This window comes from Aeromonas sp. sia0103, from assembly GCF_963895295.1.
Classification (GTDB): Bacteria; Pseudomonadota; Gammaproteobacteria; order Enterobacterales; family Aeromonadaceae; genus Aeromonas; species Aeromonas encheleia.
On the sequence record NZ_CAWQKG010000007.1, the window covers coordinates 1 to 13,993 of the forward strand.

At 61.3% G+C, this 13,993-nt stretch carries 11 protein-coding genes and 1 tRNA gene; 5 read left to right on the plus strand and 7 right to left on the minus strand.

All coding sequences use genetic code 11. The features are described from left to right. The first annotated feature begins 29 nt into the window (after nt 1-29). Nucleotides 30-106, plus strand: a tRNA-Asp gene (locus AACW18_RS02320). Between the two features lie 169 nt (nt 107-275). Beyond that, nucleotides 276-1,139, plus strand: coding sequence for a tRNA cyclic N6-threonylcarbamoyladenosine(37) synthase TcdA (tcdA, locus tag AACW18_RS02325; protein WP_042655050.1), 864 nt, complete (start codon nt 276-278; stop codon nt 1,137-1,139). Here tcdA and AACW18_RS02330 read toward each other — a convergent pair. Both AACW18_RS02330 and AACW18_RS02335 read right to left on the minus strand, forming a co-directional pair. Beyond that, the gene (locus AACW18_RS02330; RefSeq protein ID WP_218390045.1) at nt 1,124-1,561 is read right to left on the minus strand and encodes a SufE family protein; all 438 of its coding nucleotides are present in this window, start codon (nt 1,559-1,561) and stop codon (nt 1,124-1,126) included. The genes tcdA and AACW18_RS02330 overlap by 16 nt on opposite strands. Nucleotides 1,562-1,573: 12 nt before the next feature. Then, nucleotides 1,574-2,794 carry an aminotransferase class V-fold PLP-dependent enzyme gene (locus AACW18_RS02335; protein WP_218390046.1) on the minus strand — a complete coding sequence of 407 codons (1,221 nt, stop codon included), beginning with the start codon at nt 2,792-2,794 and terminating at the stop codon, nt 1,574-1,576. Nucleotides 2,795-2,946: 152 nt separating this feature from the next. Here AACW18_RS02335 and rep point away from each other — a divergent pair, with 152 nt between their 5' ends. Beyond that, nucleotides 2,947-4,959 carry a DNA helicase Rep gene (gene rep / locus AACW18_RS02340; RefSeq protein ID WP_218390047.1) on the plus strand — a complete coding sequence of 671 codons (2,013 nt, stop codon included), beginning with the start codon at nt 2,947-2,949 and terminating at the stop codon, nt 4,957-4,959. Nucleotides 4,960-4,966: 7 nt separating this feature from the next. Here the strand turns inward: rep and AACW18_RS02345 are convergent, their stop codons facing one another. The 5 genes from AACW18_RS02345 to AACW18_RS02365 all read right to left on the minus strand — a co-directional run bounded on the left by AACW18_RS02345 (nt 4,967) and on the right by AACW18_RS02365 (nt 11,058). Continuing rightward, nucleotides 4,967-7,243: a putative bifunctional diguanylate cyclase/phosphodiesterase gene (locus AACW18_RS02345; RefSeq protein ID WP_218390048.1), complete on the minus strand. Its 2,277-nt coding sequence runs from the start codon at nt 7,241-7,243 to the stop codon at nt 4,967-4,969. A gap of 84 nt (nt 7,244-7,327) precedes the next feature. Continuing rightward, nucleotides 7,328-7,792: a c-type cytochrome gene (locus tag AACW18_RS02350; RefSeq protein WP_042655023.1), complete on the minus strand. Its 465-nt coding sequence runs from the start codon at nt 7,790-7,792 to the stop codon at nt 7,328-7,330. 197 nt (nt 7,793-7,989) lie between these two features. Beyond that, a complete protein-coding gene (gene tdh, locus AACW18_RS02355) occupies nt 7,990-9,018 on the minus strand; it encodes an L-threonine 3-dehydrogenase (protein ID WP_042655024.1) in 1,029 nt (342 codons plus the stop codon). Between the two features lie 89 nt (nt 9,019-9,107). Further along, the gene (locus AACW18_RS02360; protein ID WP_218390049.1) at nt 9,108-10,298 is read right to left on the minus strand and encodes a glycine C-acetyltransferase; all 1,191 of its coding nucleotides are present in this window, start codon (nt 10,296-10,298) and stop codon (nt 9,108-9,110) included. A 115-nt stretch (nt 10,299-10,413) separates the two neighbouring features. Next, nucleotides 10,414-11,058: a TetR/AcrR family transcriptional regulator gene (locus AACW18_RS02365; protein WP_218390050.1), complete on the minus strand. Its 645-nt coding sequence runs from the start codon at nt 11,056-11,058 to the stop codon at nt 10,414-10,416. Nucleotides 11,059-11,204: 146 nt separating this feature from the next. On the opposite strand from AACW18_RS02365, the gene rfaD reads away from it, so the two are divergent. Next, nucleotides 11,205-12,164 carry an ADP-glyceromanno-heptose 6-epimerase gene (gene rfaD / locus AACW18_RS02370; RefSeq protein ID WP_042655051.1) on the plus strand — a complete coding sequence of 320 codons (960 nt, stop codon included), beginning with the start codon at nt 11,205-11,207 and terminating at the stop codon, nt 12,162-12,164. 49 nt (nt 12,165-12,213) lie between these two features. After that, on the plus strand, nt 12,214-13,977 hold the full coding sequence (locus tag AACW18_RS02375) for a polysaccharide deacetylase family protein (protein ID WP_218390051.1): 1,764 nt from the start codon (nt 12,214-12,216) through the stop codon (nt 13,975-13,977). Nucleotides 13,978-13,993: the final 16 nt, after the last annotated feature.

Below are 13,993 nucleotides of genomic sequence, written 5' to 3' on the forward strand. Positions count from 1 at the left end.
GACGATTTAGCAGAAGCTAGCCAAATTGCGGAGCGGTAGTTCAGTTGGTTAGAATACCGGCCTGTCACGCCGGGGGTCGCGGGTTCGAGTCCCGTCCGCTCCGCCAATGATTAAGAAGCCCAGTCGACAGACTGGGCTTTTTTTCATGTCAGACATCCGCCAAACCCTACTGTTACCCCTTCTCATTCCATCTTCTGTATCAACACTCTCTCATCTGATGATCGCCGTTGACCATCGTTGCCGCTATAATGGCCGCCCTCAAGCAAGGTGGTGGTATGAAAGCAGAATATCTACAGCGATTCGGGGGCATTGCCCGTCTTTATGGTCAGCGCGCACTCGGCTCCTTCAGCCAGGCCAGGGTCTGTGTGGTGGGGATCGGCGGGGTTGGCTCATGGGCGGCGGAGGCGCTGGCCCGGGCCGGTATCAACGAGATCACCCTGATCGACATGGACGACATCTGCATCACCAACACCAATCGCCAGATCCACGCCATGCAGGGCACGGTCGGCCGCCTCAAAACCGAAGTCATGGCCGAGCGCATCCGTGCCATCAACCCGGATTGCACCGTGATCGAGGTGGATGACTTCGTTACGGCCGACAACTTGGCCGAGCATATCAAGCGGGAGTTTGACTATGTGGTGGATGCCATCGATTCGGTCAAGGCCAAGGTGGCGCTGATAGCCTTCTGCAAGCGCAACAAGATCCCGGTGATCGTGGCCGGCGGTGCCGGCGGTCAGATGGACCCTACCCAGATCACCGTGGCCGATCTGGCCAAGACCATTCAGGATCCGCTGGCGGCCAAGGTGCGCTCGGATCTGCGCCGGCTGCACAACTTCAGCAAGAATCCGGCCCGCAAATTCGGGGTGGAGTGTGTGTTCTCAACCGAGCAGCTGAGTTACCCCGATGGCCAGGGCGGCACCTGCCAGGCCAAGGCGGCCAGCGATGGCAATATGAAGATGGATTGTGCCTCCGGTTTCGGGGCCGTGACACCGGTGACGGCGACCTTTGGTCTGGTCGCCGCTTCCCGGGTATTGAAGAAGATTGCCGAGCGGGGTGCGAGGGCTGAGCGTGCCGCCCTCATGGACAGTAGCGAGGATAGGTCGCAGCCGCCGGTGGCCGGGGATCAGGCGGAGGCCTGAGCCCGAATTGCCAGCACGATCGCCCTGAGCCCGTTACCCCGTGACGGGCTCAGGTGTTTCTCCAGCCCCAGCTCGGTGAAATAGGCTTCCATATCAAAGGTCTGAATGGTTTTGGCGGGCTGGTGATTGAGTGCAGCCAGCACGATGACGATGAGGCCACGCACGATGCGGGCGTCGGAGTCACAGGCAAAGTGCCAGCAACCGTCCTCACTTTGCTCCGCCTTCAGCCAGGCCTGGCTCTCGCATCCCTTGAGGCGAAACTCCTCCTGCTGCCACTCGGCCGGCAGCGCGGGCAGCAACTTGCCGAGCTGGATGATGAGCCGGTACTGGTTCTCCCAGCCGTTGGCGGCGGCAAACTGCTGGCGTAGGTTATCGGCGTTCGGCTCCCGGCCGATGGGGGTATAGCTTTTGAGAGTATTCATGTCCGTCATGCCTTAAAAGAAATCTTCCAGTCTGTGCAGGGCCGCCAGAAGGGCATCCACGTCGTCTCGATTGTTGTAGCAGGCCAATGAGGCCCGCATCGTGCCGCTGATACCAAGGCTCTCCATAAGAGGCATGGCGCAGTGATGGCCGACCCGCAGCGCTATGCCCTGCATGTCGAGCAGGGTAGCGGCATCTTGCGGGTGGATGTCGTCCAGCAGGAAGGAGACGGCACCGGCGCGCTGCCTGGGTTCGCCGACCAGGCGCAGGCCCGGCACCTGGCGCAAGCCGGCCACCAGATAGTCGGTGAGTGCCTGCTCGTGGCGCACCAGGGCGGCTCTGTCTTGTTGTGTGATGAAGTCGATGGCGGCGGCCAGACCGATGGCCCCGACGATATGGGGGGTGCCCGCCTCAAACTTGAACGGCAGGGCATTGAAGCTGGTGCCCGCGAAGCTGACCTTATCGATCATCTCGCCGCCCGCCTGCCAGGGGGGCATCCGCGCCAGCAACTCGGTCCTGCCCCAGAGCACGCCGATCCCGGTCGGGCCATAGAGTTTATGACCGGAGAAGGCATAGAAGTCGCAGCCGATGGCCTGCACATCCACCTCGAGGTGGGCCACTGCCTGGGCGCCATCGATCAGGGTCAGGGCGCCGACCGCCTTGGCGGCCGCCACTATCTGGCCCACCGGATTGACGGTGCCGAGGGCATTGGAGACATGGGCGACGCTGACCAGCCGGGTACGCGGCCCCAGCAGTTTATGGTAAGCGTCGAGATCGAGGTCCCCGCGCTCATCCAGCGGAATGACGCGAATGATGGCGCCGGTGCGCTGGGCGATCAGCTGCCAGGGCACTATGTTGGCGTGATGCTCCAGGGTGCTGAGGACTATCTCATCCCCGGCCTTCAGCTCGCTTGAGCCCCAGCTCTGGGCCACCAGGTTGATCGCCTCCGTGGTGCCGCGGGTCCAGATGATCTCGCAGCCATTAGGCGCATTGATGAAGCGGGCCGTGGTCTCGCGGGCGGCCTCGAAGGCGCGGGTGGCACGGCCGCTCAGGGCATGGGCGGCGCGGTGTACGTTGGCATTATCGGCCCGGTAGTAATGGGCGATGACGTCCAGCACCGCCAGGGGCTTCTGGGTGGTGGCGGCGTTATCCAGATAGACCAGGGGATGGCCATTGACCTCCTGCGCCAAGGCCGGAAACTGGCTGCGCAATCGGGCGTGCTGTTGCTGGTTCATGCTCCCCTCATCATCATCTGGAAAAGTCGGCCATGATCCTGAAAATGGCGCCCAAACACAAGGCGAAGTGGCGGGCCCTGTGTCCGGCTTCGGCTGTCCCGGCGATCTCTGTTACAATGCCGCCCCTCATCATAAGCCAAGAGATCCGGCCCATGAAGCTCAACCCCAATCAGAATGAAGCGGTCAAGTTTGTCTCCGGCCCTTGCCTGGTGCTGGCGGGTGCCGGATCGGGCAAGACCCGCGTCATCACCAACAAGATCGCCTACCTGGTGCAGCAGTGCGGCTATAACGCGCGCAACATAGCGGCGGTCACCTTCACCAACAAGGCGGCGCGGGAGATGAAGGAGCGGGTCGGCCAGACCCTGGGCCGCAAGGAGGCGCGGGGGCTGATGGTCTCCACCTTCCACACCCTGGGGCTCGACATCATTCGTCGCGAGCACAAGAGCCTGAATCTCAAGGCGAACTTCTCCCTGTTCGACGACACCGACCAGCTGGCGCTGCTCAAAGAGCTGACCGAGGCCGAGCTCGACAACGACAAGGACAAGCTGTCGGCCCTGATCAGCCAGATCTCCAACTGGAAGAACGATCTCATCCTGCCGGCGCGTGCCATGCGCATCGCCAAGGGGCCGGAAGAGGTGCTGATGGCCCAGCTCTACGAGCGTTATCATCGCCAGATGGTGGCCTACAACGCGCTGGATTTCGACGATCTCATCGTAATGCCGACCCTGCTGCTGAAAAGCAACGAGGAGGTGCGCACCCGCTGGCAGAACAAGATCCGCTACCTGCTGGTCGACGAGTATCAGGACACCAACACCAGCCAGTACGAGCTGGTGAAGCAGATCGTCGGCGAGCGGGCCCGCTTCACCGTGGTGGGGGACGATGACCAGTCCATCTACTCCTGGCGCGGTGCCAGGCCCCAGAACCTGGTGCTGCTGAACGAGGACTTCCCCAGCCTCAAGCTCATCAAGCTGGAGCAGAACTATCGCTCCAAGGGGCGCATCCTGAAATGCGCCAACATCCTGATCGCCAACAACCCCCATGTGTTCGACAAGGCGCTGTTCTCCGAGCTCGACTACGGGGTACCGGTCAAGGTGCTGTTTGCCAAGAACGAGGAGCACGAGGCGGAGCGCATCGCCGCCGAGTTGATGGGTCACAAGTTCATGAATCGCACCCGGTTCAAGGATTACGCCATCCTCTACCGGGGCAACCATCAGTCGCGCATCTTCGAGAAGGCGCTGATGACCAACCGCATCCCCTATCGCATCTCGGGCGGCACCTCCTTCTTCTCCCGCACCGAGATCAAGGACATCATGGCCTACCTCAAGCTACTGGTGAATCCGGACGAGGACACCGCCTTCCTGCGGGTGGTCAACCTGCCGCGCCGGGAGATTGGTCCCACCACCCTCGAAAAACTGGGCCAGTACGCGAACCAGCGCGGCAAGAGCCTGTTTGCCGCCAGCTTCGAGCTGGGGCTGGAGCAATCCCTCTCAGGCCGTGGTCTGGTGGCCCTGCAGGCCTTCAGCAACTGGCTGGTGCGGCTCGGCGATCAGGCGCAGCGCGGCAATCCGGTGGAGGCGGTGCGGGACATGATCAAGGAGATCCACTACGAGGAGTGGCTCTACGAGACCTCGCCGAGCCCCAAGGCGGCCGAGATGCGGATGCAGAACGTCTCCACCCTCTATCGCTGGATCACCGAGATGCTGGAGGGGGACGAACTGGAGGAGGCCATGACGCTCAACCAGGTGGTCACTCGCCTCACCCTGCGTGACATGATGGAGCGCAACGAGGGGGAGGATGATGCGGATCAGGTGCAGCTGATGACGCTGCACGCCTCCAAGGGGCTGGAGTTCCCCTATGTCTACATGGTAGGCATGGAGGAGGGCTTGTTGCCACACCAGACCAGCATCGATGAAGACAACGTGGAGGAGGAGCGGCGCCTCGCTTATGTGGGCATCACCCGGGCCCAGACCGAGCTCACCTTCACCCTCTGCAAGGAGCGACGCCAATACGGCGAGTCGGTGCGGCCCGAGCCGAGCCGCTTCCTGCTGGAGCTGCCTCAGGACGATCTGGAGTGGGAGAATCAGAAGAAGGTGACCGCCGAGGAGCGTCAGCAGAAGGGGCAGGTCGGGGTAGCTAACCTGCGGGCCCTATTCAAGAAGGATTGAGCCGGCGTTAACCCGCGCTGGCTTGGCTCAGCAGCGGGGTGATGTCGGCTCCTGGCAGGGGTGGGGAGATGTAGCGTCCCTGTCCCATGGTGCAGCCGAGATCGATCAGCTTCTGCAGCTGTTGCTGGTTTTCGATGCCCTCGACCACCAGGGTGAAGTCCAGATCCTGGCAGATGTCCCGCATGGCGCGGATCAGCGCCAGATCCTTGGGGGAGTTCAGCATGCGGTGGGTGAAGCTGTCATCCACCTTGATGTAGTCCACCGGGAAATGGAACAGGGCGTTGAGGGAGGAGAAGCCGGTGCCGAAGTCATCCAGGCTGATCTGGATCCCCTTGGCCCTCAGCTCGTGCAATGAGGTAAGGGAGTCGGAGTTCTGCCTGGACAGCTCCCGCTCGTTGAATTCGAAGATGAAGTAACTCGGCAATACCCCCTCCTCCTCCATGATGTTGACCAGTCGCATGAGCTGCTCGCGGCTGGCCAGGTGCTTGCCGGAGAGGTTGAGGGCGATTTTGAAGCGGCTCTGGCCCGAGACCGGCAACCAGTCCTTCAGTTGCTGGCAGGTCCGCCTGAGGATCTGCTGATCCAGCTCCTGGATGAGGCCGCACTGCTCGGCCAGCGGGATGAAATCGAAGGCATCCTTGAGTTCCCCCTCCTCCGTTATCCAGCGCGCCATCACCTCCAGCCCGGTCAGGCGACTGTCCTCGAGCCGGATCACCGGCTGGAAGTAGGGCACTATCCGCCCCTCCCGCAAGGCCCGGGTCAGCATCTCCTCCGGCGAGCCGGCGTGCTCTGCACAGGCCTCGGAATAACTGACGATGCGGCTGCGGCCGTTGCGCTTGGCCTGATACATGGCGAGATCGGCCTGGTGCAGCAGCTCGCTGATGTCCGTGGTCTGCTCCGTCACGCTGGCCACCCCCAGGCTGACGGTGATGGTCAGCTCATTGCCCTGCAACCGGAACGGGTGGGCGATGCGGCCGAGGAGGCGGTTGAGCACCGGGCTGATGTCCTCCTCCTGCTGGCTGTTATCCAGATAGATGACGAACTCGTCTCCCCCCAGCCTGGCCACCATGTCGTTCTGCCGGATGCAGCTCTGCAGCCGCTTGCTCAGCTCCTGCAGCAGCTGATCCCCCGCGCTGTGGCCCAGGGCGTCGTTGACCTGCTTGAAGTGATCCACATCGATGAAGATCAGGGTGAAGGCGGGGGTCAGATAGCGGCGATAGCGGGTGATGGCGTGATGGAGGTGGTTCATCAGCAGGGCCCGGTTCGGCAGCTGGGTCAGCGGATCGTGCAGCGCGTTGAACTGCAGCCGCCGCTCCAGCTCCTGATGTTGCTTGAGCTGCTTCTGCAACCGCAGGTTGGTCTGGCGCAGCTGCTGCAGCCGCAGATTGATGGACTCCTCCGAGTTGAGCTCATCCAGCTGTTGCCTGACCCGCTTCAGCTCCAGCAACAGGGTCAGCTGGTTGCGCAGGAAGTCGAGGAACAGCCGATCGTCGGTTTCCAGCGCCTGGGGGGTGCTGATGAGGAGGTGGGCAAAATATTGCTGCTGCTGGCGCAGCGGCAGGCTGTACCAGTACAGCTCGCCCTCGTGCCGCTCGACGTTGTTGGTGCTGTGACACAGCGCCCTGATGACCTCGTCATCATAGGGGAGCTGCGTCGGGTAGAGCTTCTCCATCCGCAGGTTGTCGAGGCGGACCAGCAGCATGTCGCGGATGGCCAGCATGGGGCGCAGCACGGCCTCCAGCTGGGAGAACAGGGCGTGAGGGGGGAGGCTGTGAGCCAACCGCATGATGCGGCTGATATTTTCTATCTTCTGCTGCCAGTGCGGATCGCGCCGCATCAGGGGGGAGGTCAGCTCAGACAGCTGGGCGCCGGTCTGGGTCTCATGCAGCCGCTTGGCCAGGCACTCCAGCAGCAGCCGCAGGGTGGACAGATGCTCGGGGGCGCTGCGGGCCAGCAACCACTGGACTTCGGTGTGTTCGACCGGCTGGACGCACCAGCCCAGGCGTTCATCGAGCTGGGTGAGCTGCTCGGTGAGGCGGGGCTCCTCCAGCCCCAGCTGCTGCTTGAAATCCTCCGCCAGCTGGTGCTCGTACACCCAGTGCAGGCCCCCATCGGCCAGCCCCAGCATGGCAAAGTGCTGCAAGGGGCAGAGCCTGTCCAGCTGCTGCACCAGTCTGGTGTAGTCCGCAGGGGTGGCTATGCCTGGCGCAGGGAAGTCCATGATGGAGGAGACGATCGCCAGCAGCGGCATGGAGTCGTGCGGTGTGGTGGGCTGGACAGACATGCAAAACTCCCGAAAATGCTTACCTTCAAGGGTAGCCGGAAGTAAACAGATTGAAAGGGCCGCAATAGAAGCCCTTTCAAGTACTTAGAGCTTGTCGATCATGTAGTGAATGGCGTTTTCGATCTCTTCATCACTACAGGCGGCGCAGGTGCCTCTGGGGGGCATCATGCCAGCCTTGCCGGTGAAGCCCTCGATGGCATGTTTCTTCAGCGTATCGAAGCCCTGGGCGATACGGGGTTCCCATGCCGCCTTGTCCCCGCGTTTCGGAGCCCCGGCCGCGCCTGTGTCATGACAGGCAAAACAGGCACCCTTGAACACTGTCTCGCCGTCACGGGGGCCGGAGGATGCGGCGGCAGGGGCGGCGGCCGCGGTCGCAATCCCTTCCAGATCCTTGGCGGTGTAGACTTGGCCGACCGGGGCAATCCGCTCTGCGATGGCCTCCGGTGACATCTCATCGGCGGCACTCTCTGCCGCAAGGGCGGCGCCGGACAGACTGGCAGCCGCGATCCCGGCAGCCAGCAAATAGCTCAGTTTTTTCAACACGCTCATGTACTCCCAGCAGGCTCTTATTATCCCTAGAAAACGACGGGATTATAACCGAATAGTTACAGGCATTTAAACGCTTGTGTGTGAAGTGTTAAGCAATCTGCGAACAAAGTTTCTGCGCCGGAAGGCGTAGCAGGCCAGACAACCGCAAAAAGAAACCCGGCTTTCGCCGGGTTTCTTCAGTCAGCAGTGAAAAAGACTCACTTATCCCAGTTGAGGATCACCTTGCCGGACTTGCCTGATCCCATGGCGTCGAAGCCCTGCTGGAAGTCATCGATATGGAAGTGGTGGGTGATGATGGGGCTGAGATCCAGCCCTGACTGGATGAGGCTGGCCATCTTGTACCAGGTCTCGAACATCTCGCGGCCGTAGATCCCTTTGATAAACAGCCCCTTGAAGATCACCTTGTTCCAGTCGATGGCCATGGTGGAGGGCGGGATGCCGAGCATGGCGATCTTGCCGCCGTGGTTCATCTTGTCGATCATGTCCTGGAAGGCGGAGGGCACACCGGACATCTCCAGCCCCACATCGAAGCCCTCGGTCATGCCGAGTTCGCTCATCACGTCGGCGAGTTTCTCCTTGCTCACATTGACGGCGCGGGTGGCGCCCATCTTGCGGGCCAGCTCGAGCCGGTATTCATTGACGTCGGTGATCACCACATGACGCGCGCCGACGTGGCGGCAGACGGCTGCGGCCATGATGCCGATGGGGCCGGCACCTGTGATGAGCACGTCCTCGCCGACCAGATCGAAGGAGAGGGCGGTGTGCACGGCGTTGCCGAAGGGATCGAAGATGGCGGCCAGCTCATCGGGGATGTTGTCCGGCAGCTTGAAGGCGTTGAAGGCCGGGATCACCAGGTATTCGGCGAAGCTGCCAGGGCGGTTGACGCCGACCCCTATGGTATTGCGGCACAGGTGGGTGCGGCCGGCCCGGCAGTTGCGGCAGTGGCCACAGGTGATGTGGCCCTCGCCGGAGACCCGATCGCCCACGGCGAAGCCGCGCACTTCCTGGCCGACGGCGACCACCTCACCGACGTATTCATGACCCACCACCATGGGCACGGGGATGGTCTTCTGGGCCCACTCGTCCCAGTTGTAGATGTGCATGTCGGTGCCGCAGATGGCGGTCTTGCGGATCTTGATCAGCAGATCGTTGTGGCCGAGCTCGGGAGCCGGGACGTCCGTCATCCAGATGCCGACTTCGGATTTGAGTTTGGAGAGTGCTTTCATGACAGATTCCTCACGGCGCTGCGCCGGGTACAGAGGGTAATAAAATGGGGCCCAACCTTGGCCCCCGTTTTAATCAAATAGCCATGTGATCAGATCACGCCGAGTTCGCGGCCGATGCGGATGAAGGCGTCGATCGCCTTGTCCAGTTGCTCGCGGGTATGGGCGGCAGACATCTGGGTGCGAATGCGGGCCTGGCCCTTGGGCACCACAGGGAAGGAGAAGCCCACCACGTAGATGCCGGCCGCCAGCATGCGGCTCGCCATCTCGGAGGCCAGCTTGGCATCCCCCAGCATGACCGGGATGATGGCGTGATCGGCGCCGGCCAGGGTGAAGCCGGCGGCGCTCATCCGGGTGCGGAAATACTGGCTGTTCTCCTTCAGACGGGCGCGCAGCTCGTGGCCTTCCGCCAGCATGTCGATCACCTTGATGGTGGCCGAGACGATGGAGGGGGCCAGGGAGTTGGAGAACAGATAAGGGCGTGAACGCTGACGCAGCCAGTCGATCACCTCTTTCTTGCCGGAGGTGTAACCGCCGGAGGCGCCGCCGAGGGCCTTGCCCAGGGTGCCGGTGATGATGTCGACCCTATCCAGCACGTCGCAGTATTCGTGGGTGCCACGGCCGTTATCGCCGATGAAACCGACCGCATGGGAGTCATCCACCATCACCAGCGCATCGTACTTGTCCGCCAGATCGCAGATGGATTTCAGGTCGGCGATGACCCCATCCATGGAGAAGACCCCGTCGGTGGCGATCAGCTTGAAGCGGGCGCCGTCGGCATCAGCTTGCTTGAGCTGGGCTTCCAGCTCGGCCATGTCGTTGTTGGCGTAGCGATAGCGCTTGGCCTTGCACAACCGCACCCCGTCGATGATGGAGGCGTGGTTGAGGGCATCGGAGATGATGGCATCTTCGGCGCCGAACAGGGTCTCGAACAGACCGCCGTTGGCATCGAAGCAGGAGGAATAGAGGATGCTGTCCTCGGTGCCGAGGAAGGTCGACAGCTTCTGCTCCAGCACCTTGTGTTGATCCTGAGTGCCGCAGATGAAGCGCACCGAGGCCATGCCGAAGCCGTGGCTGTCCAGCCCCTGATGGGCCGCGGCGACGAGGTCGGGATGGTTGGCCAGCCCCAGATAGTTGTTGGCGCAGAAGTTCAGTACCTGCTCGCCACCTACCGCGATCTGGGCCTGCTGGGCCGAGGTGATGATGCGTTCCTGCTTGTACAAGCCTTCCGCTTTGACCTGTTCCAACTGCTCGGTCAGGTGACGATAGAATCCGTTAGACATCCTCGGTCCTCATTGGCTATTTCGGCGGTGTAACTACAGTGGGCAACATTTTACTGTAATCGCCGCGCATGAATTCAAATTATTGTGCTGATATTCAACAATTGTGAAACAGATCTCACCCGGCTGGTTGGGCCAGTTGATGGTAGTGTTGCTCCAGTTGCCGGATCTGCGCGGCCACCTGAGGCTGCACATAGGGGCGCAGCAGGAACAGCACCCGCAACACGCCCTGATAAAGCAAGGGCTTGGTGATGCGGGCGCTGGGGGCTTGGGCAATCTGGAACGGGATCCAGCAGGTCACCACCATCTTGATGGTCTGGCCCAGATCCGGCAGGTCCTCATCGCTGACGTCTATGATGCCCCCCTCGCGCAGGCTCCTGAGCAGGGCGACCACGGCGGCTCTCAGTTGCTCCTGGGCCTTGAGGTACTTCTGCTGCAGCGGCTCGTCGCGACTGAGGATGTCCGGTAGGTTCGCGTAGAAGAAACGGAACTGCCACATCAGATAGAAGATGGCATCCAGATAGCCCATCAGGTCTGCCAGCTTGATCTCGTTGCTGCGGGCGGGAGTAAAACTCTCGCTCAGGTGACGGGCGTATTGATCGAAGATGGAGTGGATGATGTCTTCTTTATTGCGGAAGTGGTAATAAAGATTGCCTGGGCTGATGCCGAGATGGGCGGCAATGTGGTTGGTGGTGATGTTGCGTTCACCCTGATCGTTGAACAGCTCGGTGGCGCTGTGAATGATCCTGTCTCTGGTTTTCATCACTGATCCCTCTGCCGGGCCCTGTGCATCAAGGTCGAATCCCCTTGCGGCCCGTGATAAACTTTTCGGCAATTTCAAATTGGCCCACTATACACAGCTTTAACAAGCAGTCACACGTGGCCATCAACGTACGCGAGGCAAACTCCATGATCGTAGTAACTGGCGGTGCTGGCTTTATCGGCAGCAATCTGGTCAAGCAGCTGAACGCTCAAGGACGGACCGATGTGGTGGTCATCGATGACCTGACCGATGGCACCAAGTTCGTCAACCTGGTCGACCTGACCATTGCCGATTACATGGATAAGGACGAGTTCCAGGCGCGTATCGTCTCCGGTGACGAGTTTGAGGAGTGGGATGGCGGCATCGAGGTGATCTTCCACGAAGGCGCCTGCTCCGCGACCACAGAGTGGAACGGCAAGTTCATCATGGAGGTCAACTACGAGTACTCCAAGGATCTGTTCCACTACTGCATCGAGCGGGAAATCCCGTTCATCTACGCTTCCTCCGCCGCCACCTACGGTGGTCGCAACGACAACTTCATCGAAGATCCCAAGTTCGAACAGCCGCTCAACGTCTACGGCTATTCCAAGCAGCTGTTCGACCAGTACGTGCGCCGCTGGCTGCCGGAGATCAACTCCCAGGTCGTGGGTCTGAAGTACTTCAACGTCTACGGTCCGCGCGAGCAGCACAAGGGCTCCATGGCCTCCGTCGCCTTCCACCTCAATACCCAGGTGAAGCAGGGCGGCAATCCCAAGTTGTTCGAAGGCTGCGACGGCTTCCCGGACGGCGGCCAGATGCGTGACTTCATCTATGTGGATGACGTCTGCAAGGTGAACCTCTGGTTCTGGCAGCATCCGCAGCACTCCGGCATCTTCAACTGCGGCACCGGCCGTGCCGAGCCGTTCCAGAACGTGGCCGAGGCGGTGATCAAGCATCATCAGCAGGGTGCCATCGAGTACATCCCCTTCCCGGATCACCTCAAGGGTCGCTATCAGAGCTTCACTCAGGCAGATCTGACCCGCTTGCGCGCGGTCGGCTATGACGGCGAGTTCAAGACGGTGGCCGAAGGCGTGGCCGATTATATGGCCTGGCTGAACCGGGTTTGATCCCTCTCTGACGGGTGGCTCTGGCCACCCGTCGATCGGATACGCTTGCATGAATATATTGATGGCACTCTCCCAGCTCGAGGTGACGGGAGCTGAGGTCTATGCCACCACGGTCGGTAACGAGCTTACCCGGCGTGGCCACAACGTCTTTTATGTGTCAGATACCCTGACCAAACCCACCCTGGGTCCGGTGTTCAAGCTGAGGTTCAACAAGCGCAGCATATTGCGCCGGTTCTGGCATGTGTTTTACCTCATCTATCTCATCAGGAAGCACCACATCCAGCTGGTTCATGCTCACTCCCGAGCCTCCGGCTGGAGCAGCTATGTGGCCTGCAAGCTGACCGGCACCCCCATGATCACCACGGTGCATGGCCGTCAGCCGGTGCACGCCTCCCGCAAGGCCTTCCATGCACTCGGCTACCGGGCGGTGGCGGTGTGTGAAGACATTGCCCACCAGATCATCGACAACCTGGGGGTCGATCCGGCCAAGGTGCAGGTGCTGCGCAACGGCATCGAGACCGACAAGTTCCAGCCGATGCCGGCCCTGGACAATGCCAAGCCGGTGATCGCCATCATAGGGCGGCTGAGCGGTCCCAAGGGCGAGCTCTGCTATCGCCTGCTGGACGAGGTGCTGGATCTGGCCGCCTGCCGGGTACGAGTCGTCAGCGGTACTCGGTTGCCGGAGCGCTTCGCCCGTTTCGAGGACAGGGTCGAATTTGTCGGCTATGTGGACGATGTCCCCGCTCTGATGGCGGGCTGCGATCTGGTGATCGGGGCCGGTCGGGTGGCGATGGAGGCCCTGCTGTGTGGCCGCCCCGCCTTCGCCATCGGTGAAGCCAGGGCCATAGGGCTGGTGACCGAACAGAATCTGGATGAAGCCCTGGCCAGCAACTTTGGCGATATAGGGCCGCAGGATCTGGCGATCGACTTTGCCGCATTGAAGGCACAGATAGTCACTGCATTGGCCAGCAAGACGGTGTCCGCCCCCCTGCGCCTGCGTATTCAGCATGAATATGGCTTGCAGGGCGTGGTGAGCGGGCTCGAGTCCGTCTATCAGGACGCCGTGGTGGAGACCCTGCGCCGTGAGATGCCGGTCATCATGTATCACCGCTTCATCGAGCAGGAGAGCGAGAAGGGGGTGCACGGCACCTGGTTGCCCATCGCCATGTTCGAGAAACACCTCAAGCTGATGAAGTGGCTCGGTTACGAGACGCTGACCTTCGCCGATCTGGAGGAGAAGGGTTTCATCCATCGGCTGCAGTACGGCAAGAAGTACCTGATGATCACCGTCGACGACGGTTATCGGGACAACCTCACCCGCATGTTGCCGCTGCTTGAAAAATATGGTTACAAAGCCGTGGTGTACATAGTGACCGGTGAGGATCACAATCGCTGGGATGTGGAGCACCCGACCCACCCCGATACGCCGGTGGCATTGATGAACGGCGATGAGATCCGTGCGCTCGCCGCGTCGGGCCATGTGGAGATCGGGGGTCATACCCTGACCCACCCGCGCCTCAGCACGCTCACACCAACACTGCAGGCTCACGAGATCCAGGCCAACAAGGATCGGCTGGAACAGTTGCTCGGTCATCCGCTCTTGTCGTTTGCCTACCCTTACGGGGATCTGAATGACAGTGCCAAGATCCAAGCCAGTGCGGCCGGTTACCGTTATGCTGTGGCCACCAACAGCGGTCCCAGAGCCATGCATCGAAACCCGCTGCAGATCCGCCGGATCGCCATCTTCCCCCGTACCGATATGTTCGGGCTCTGGCGCAAGATCCGTGGCAACTATGTCTTCAGAAAATCTTGATGGGAAAATACACATT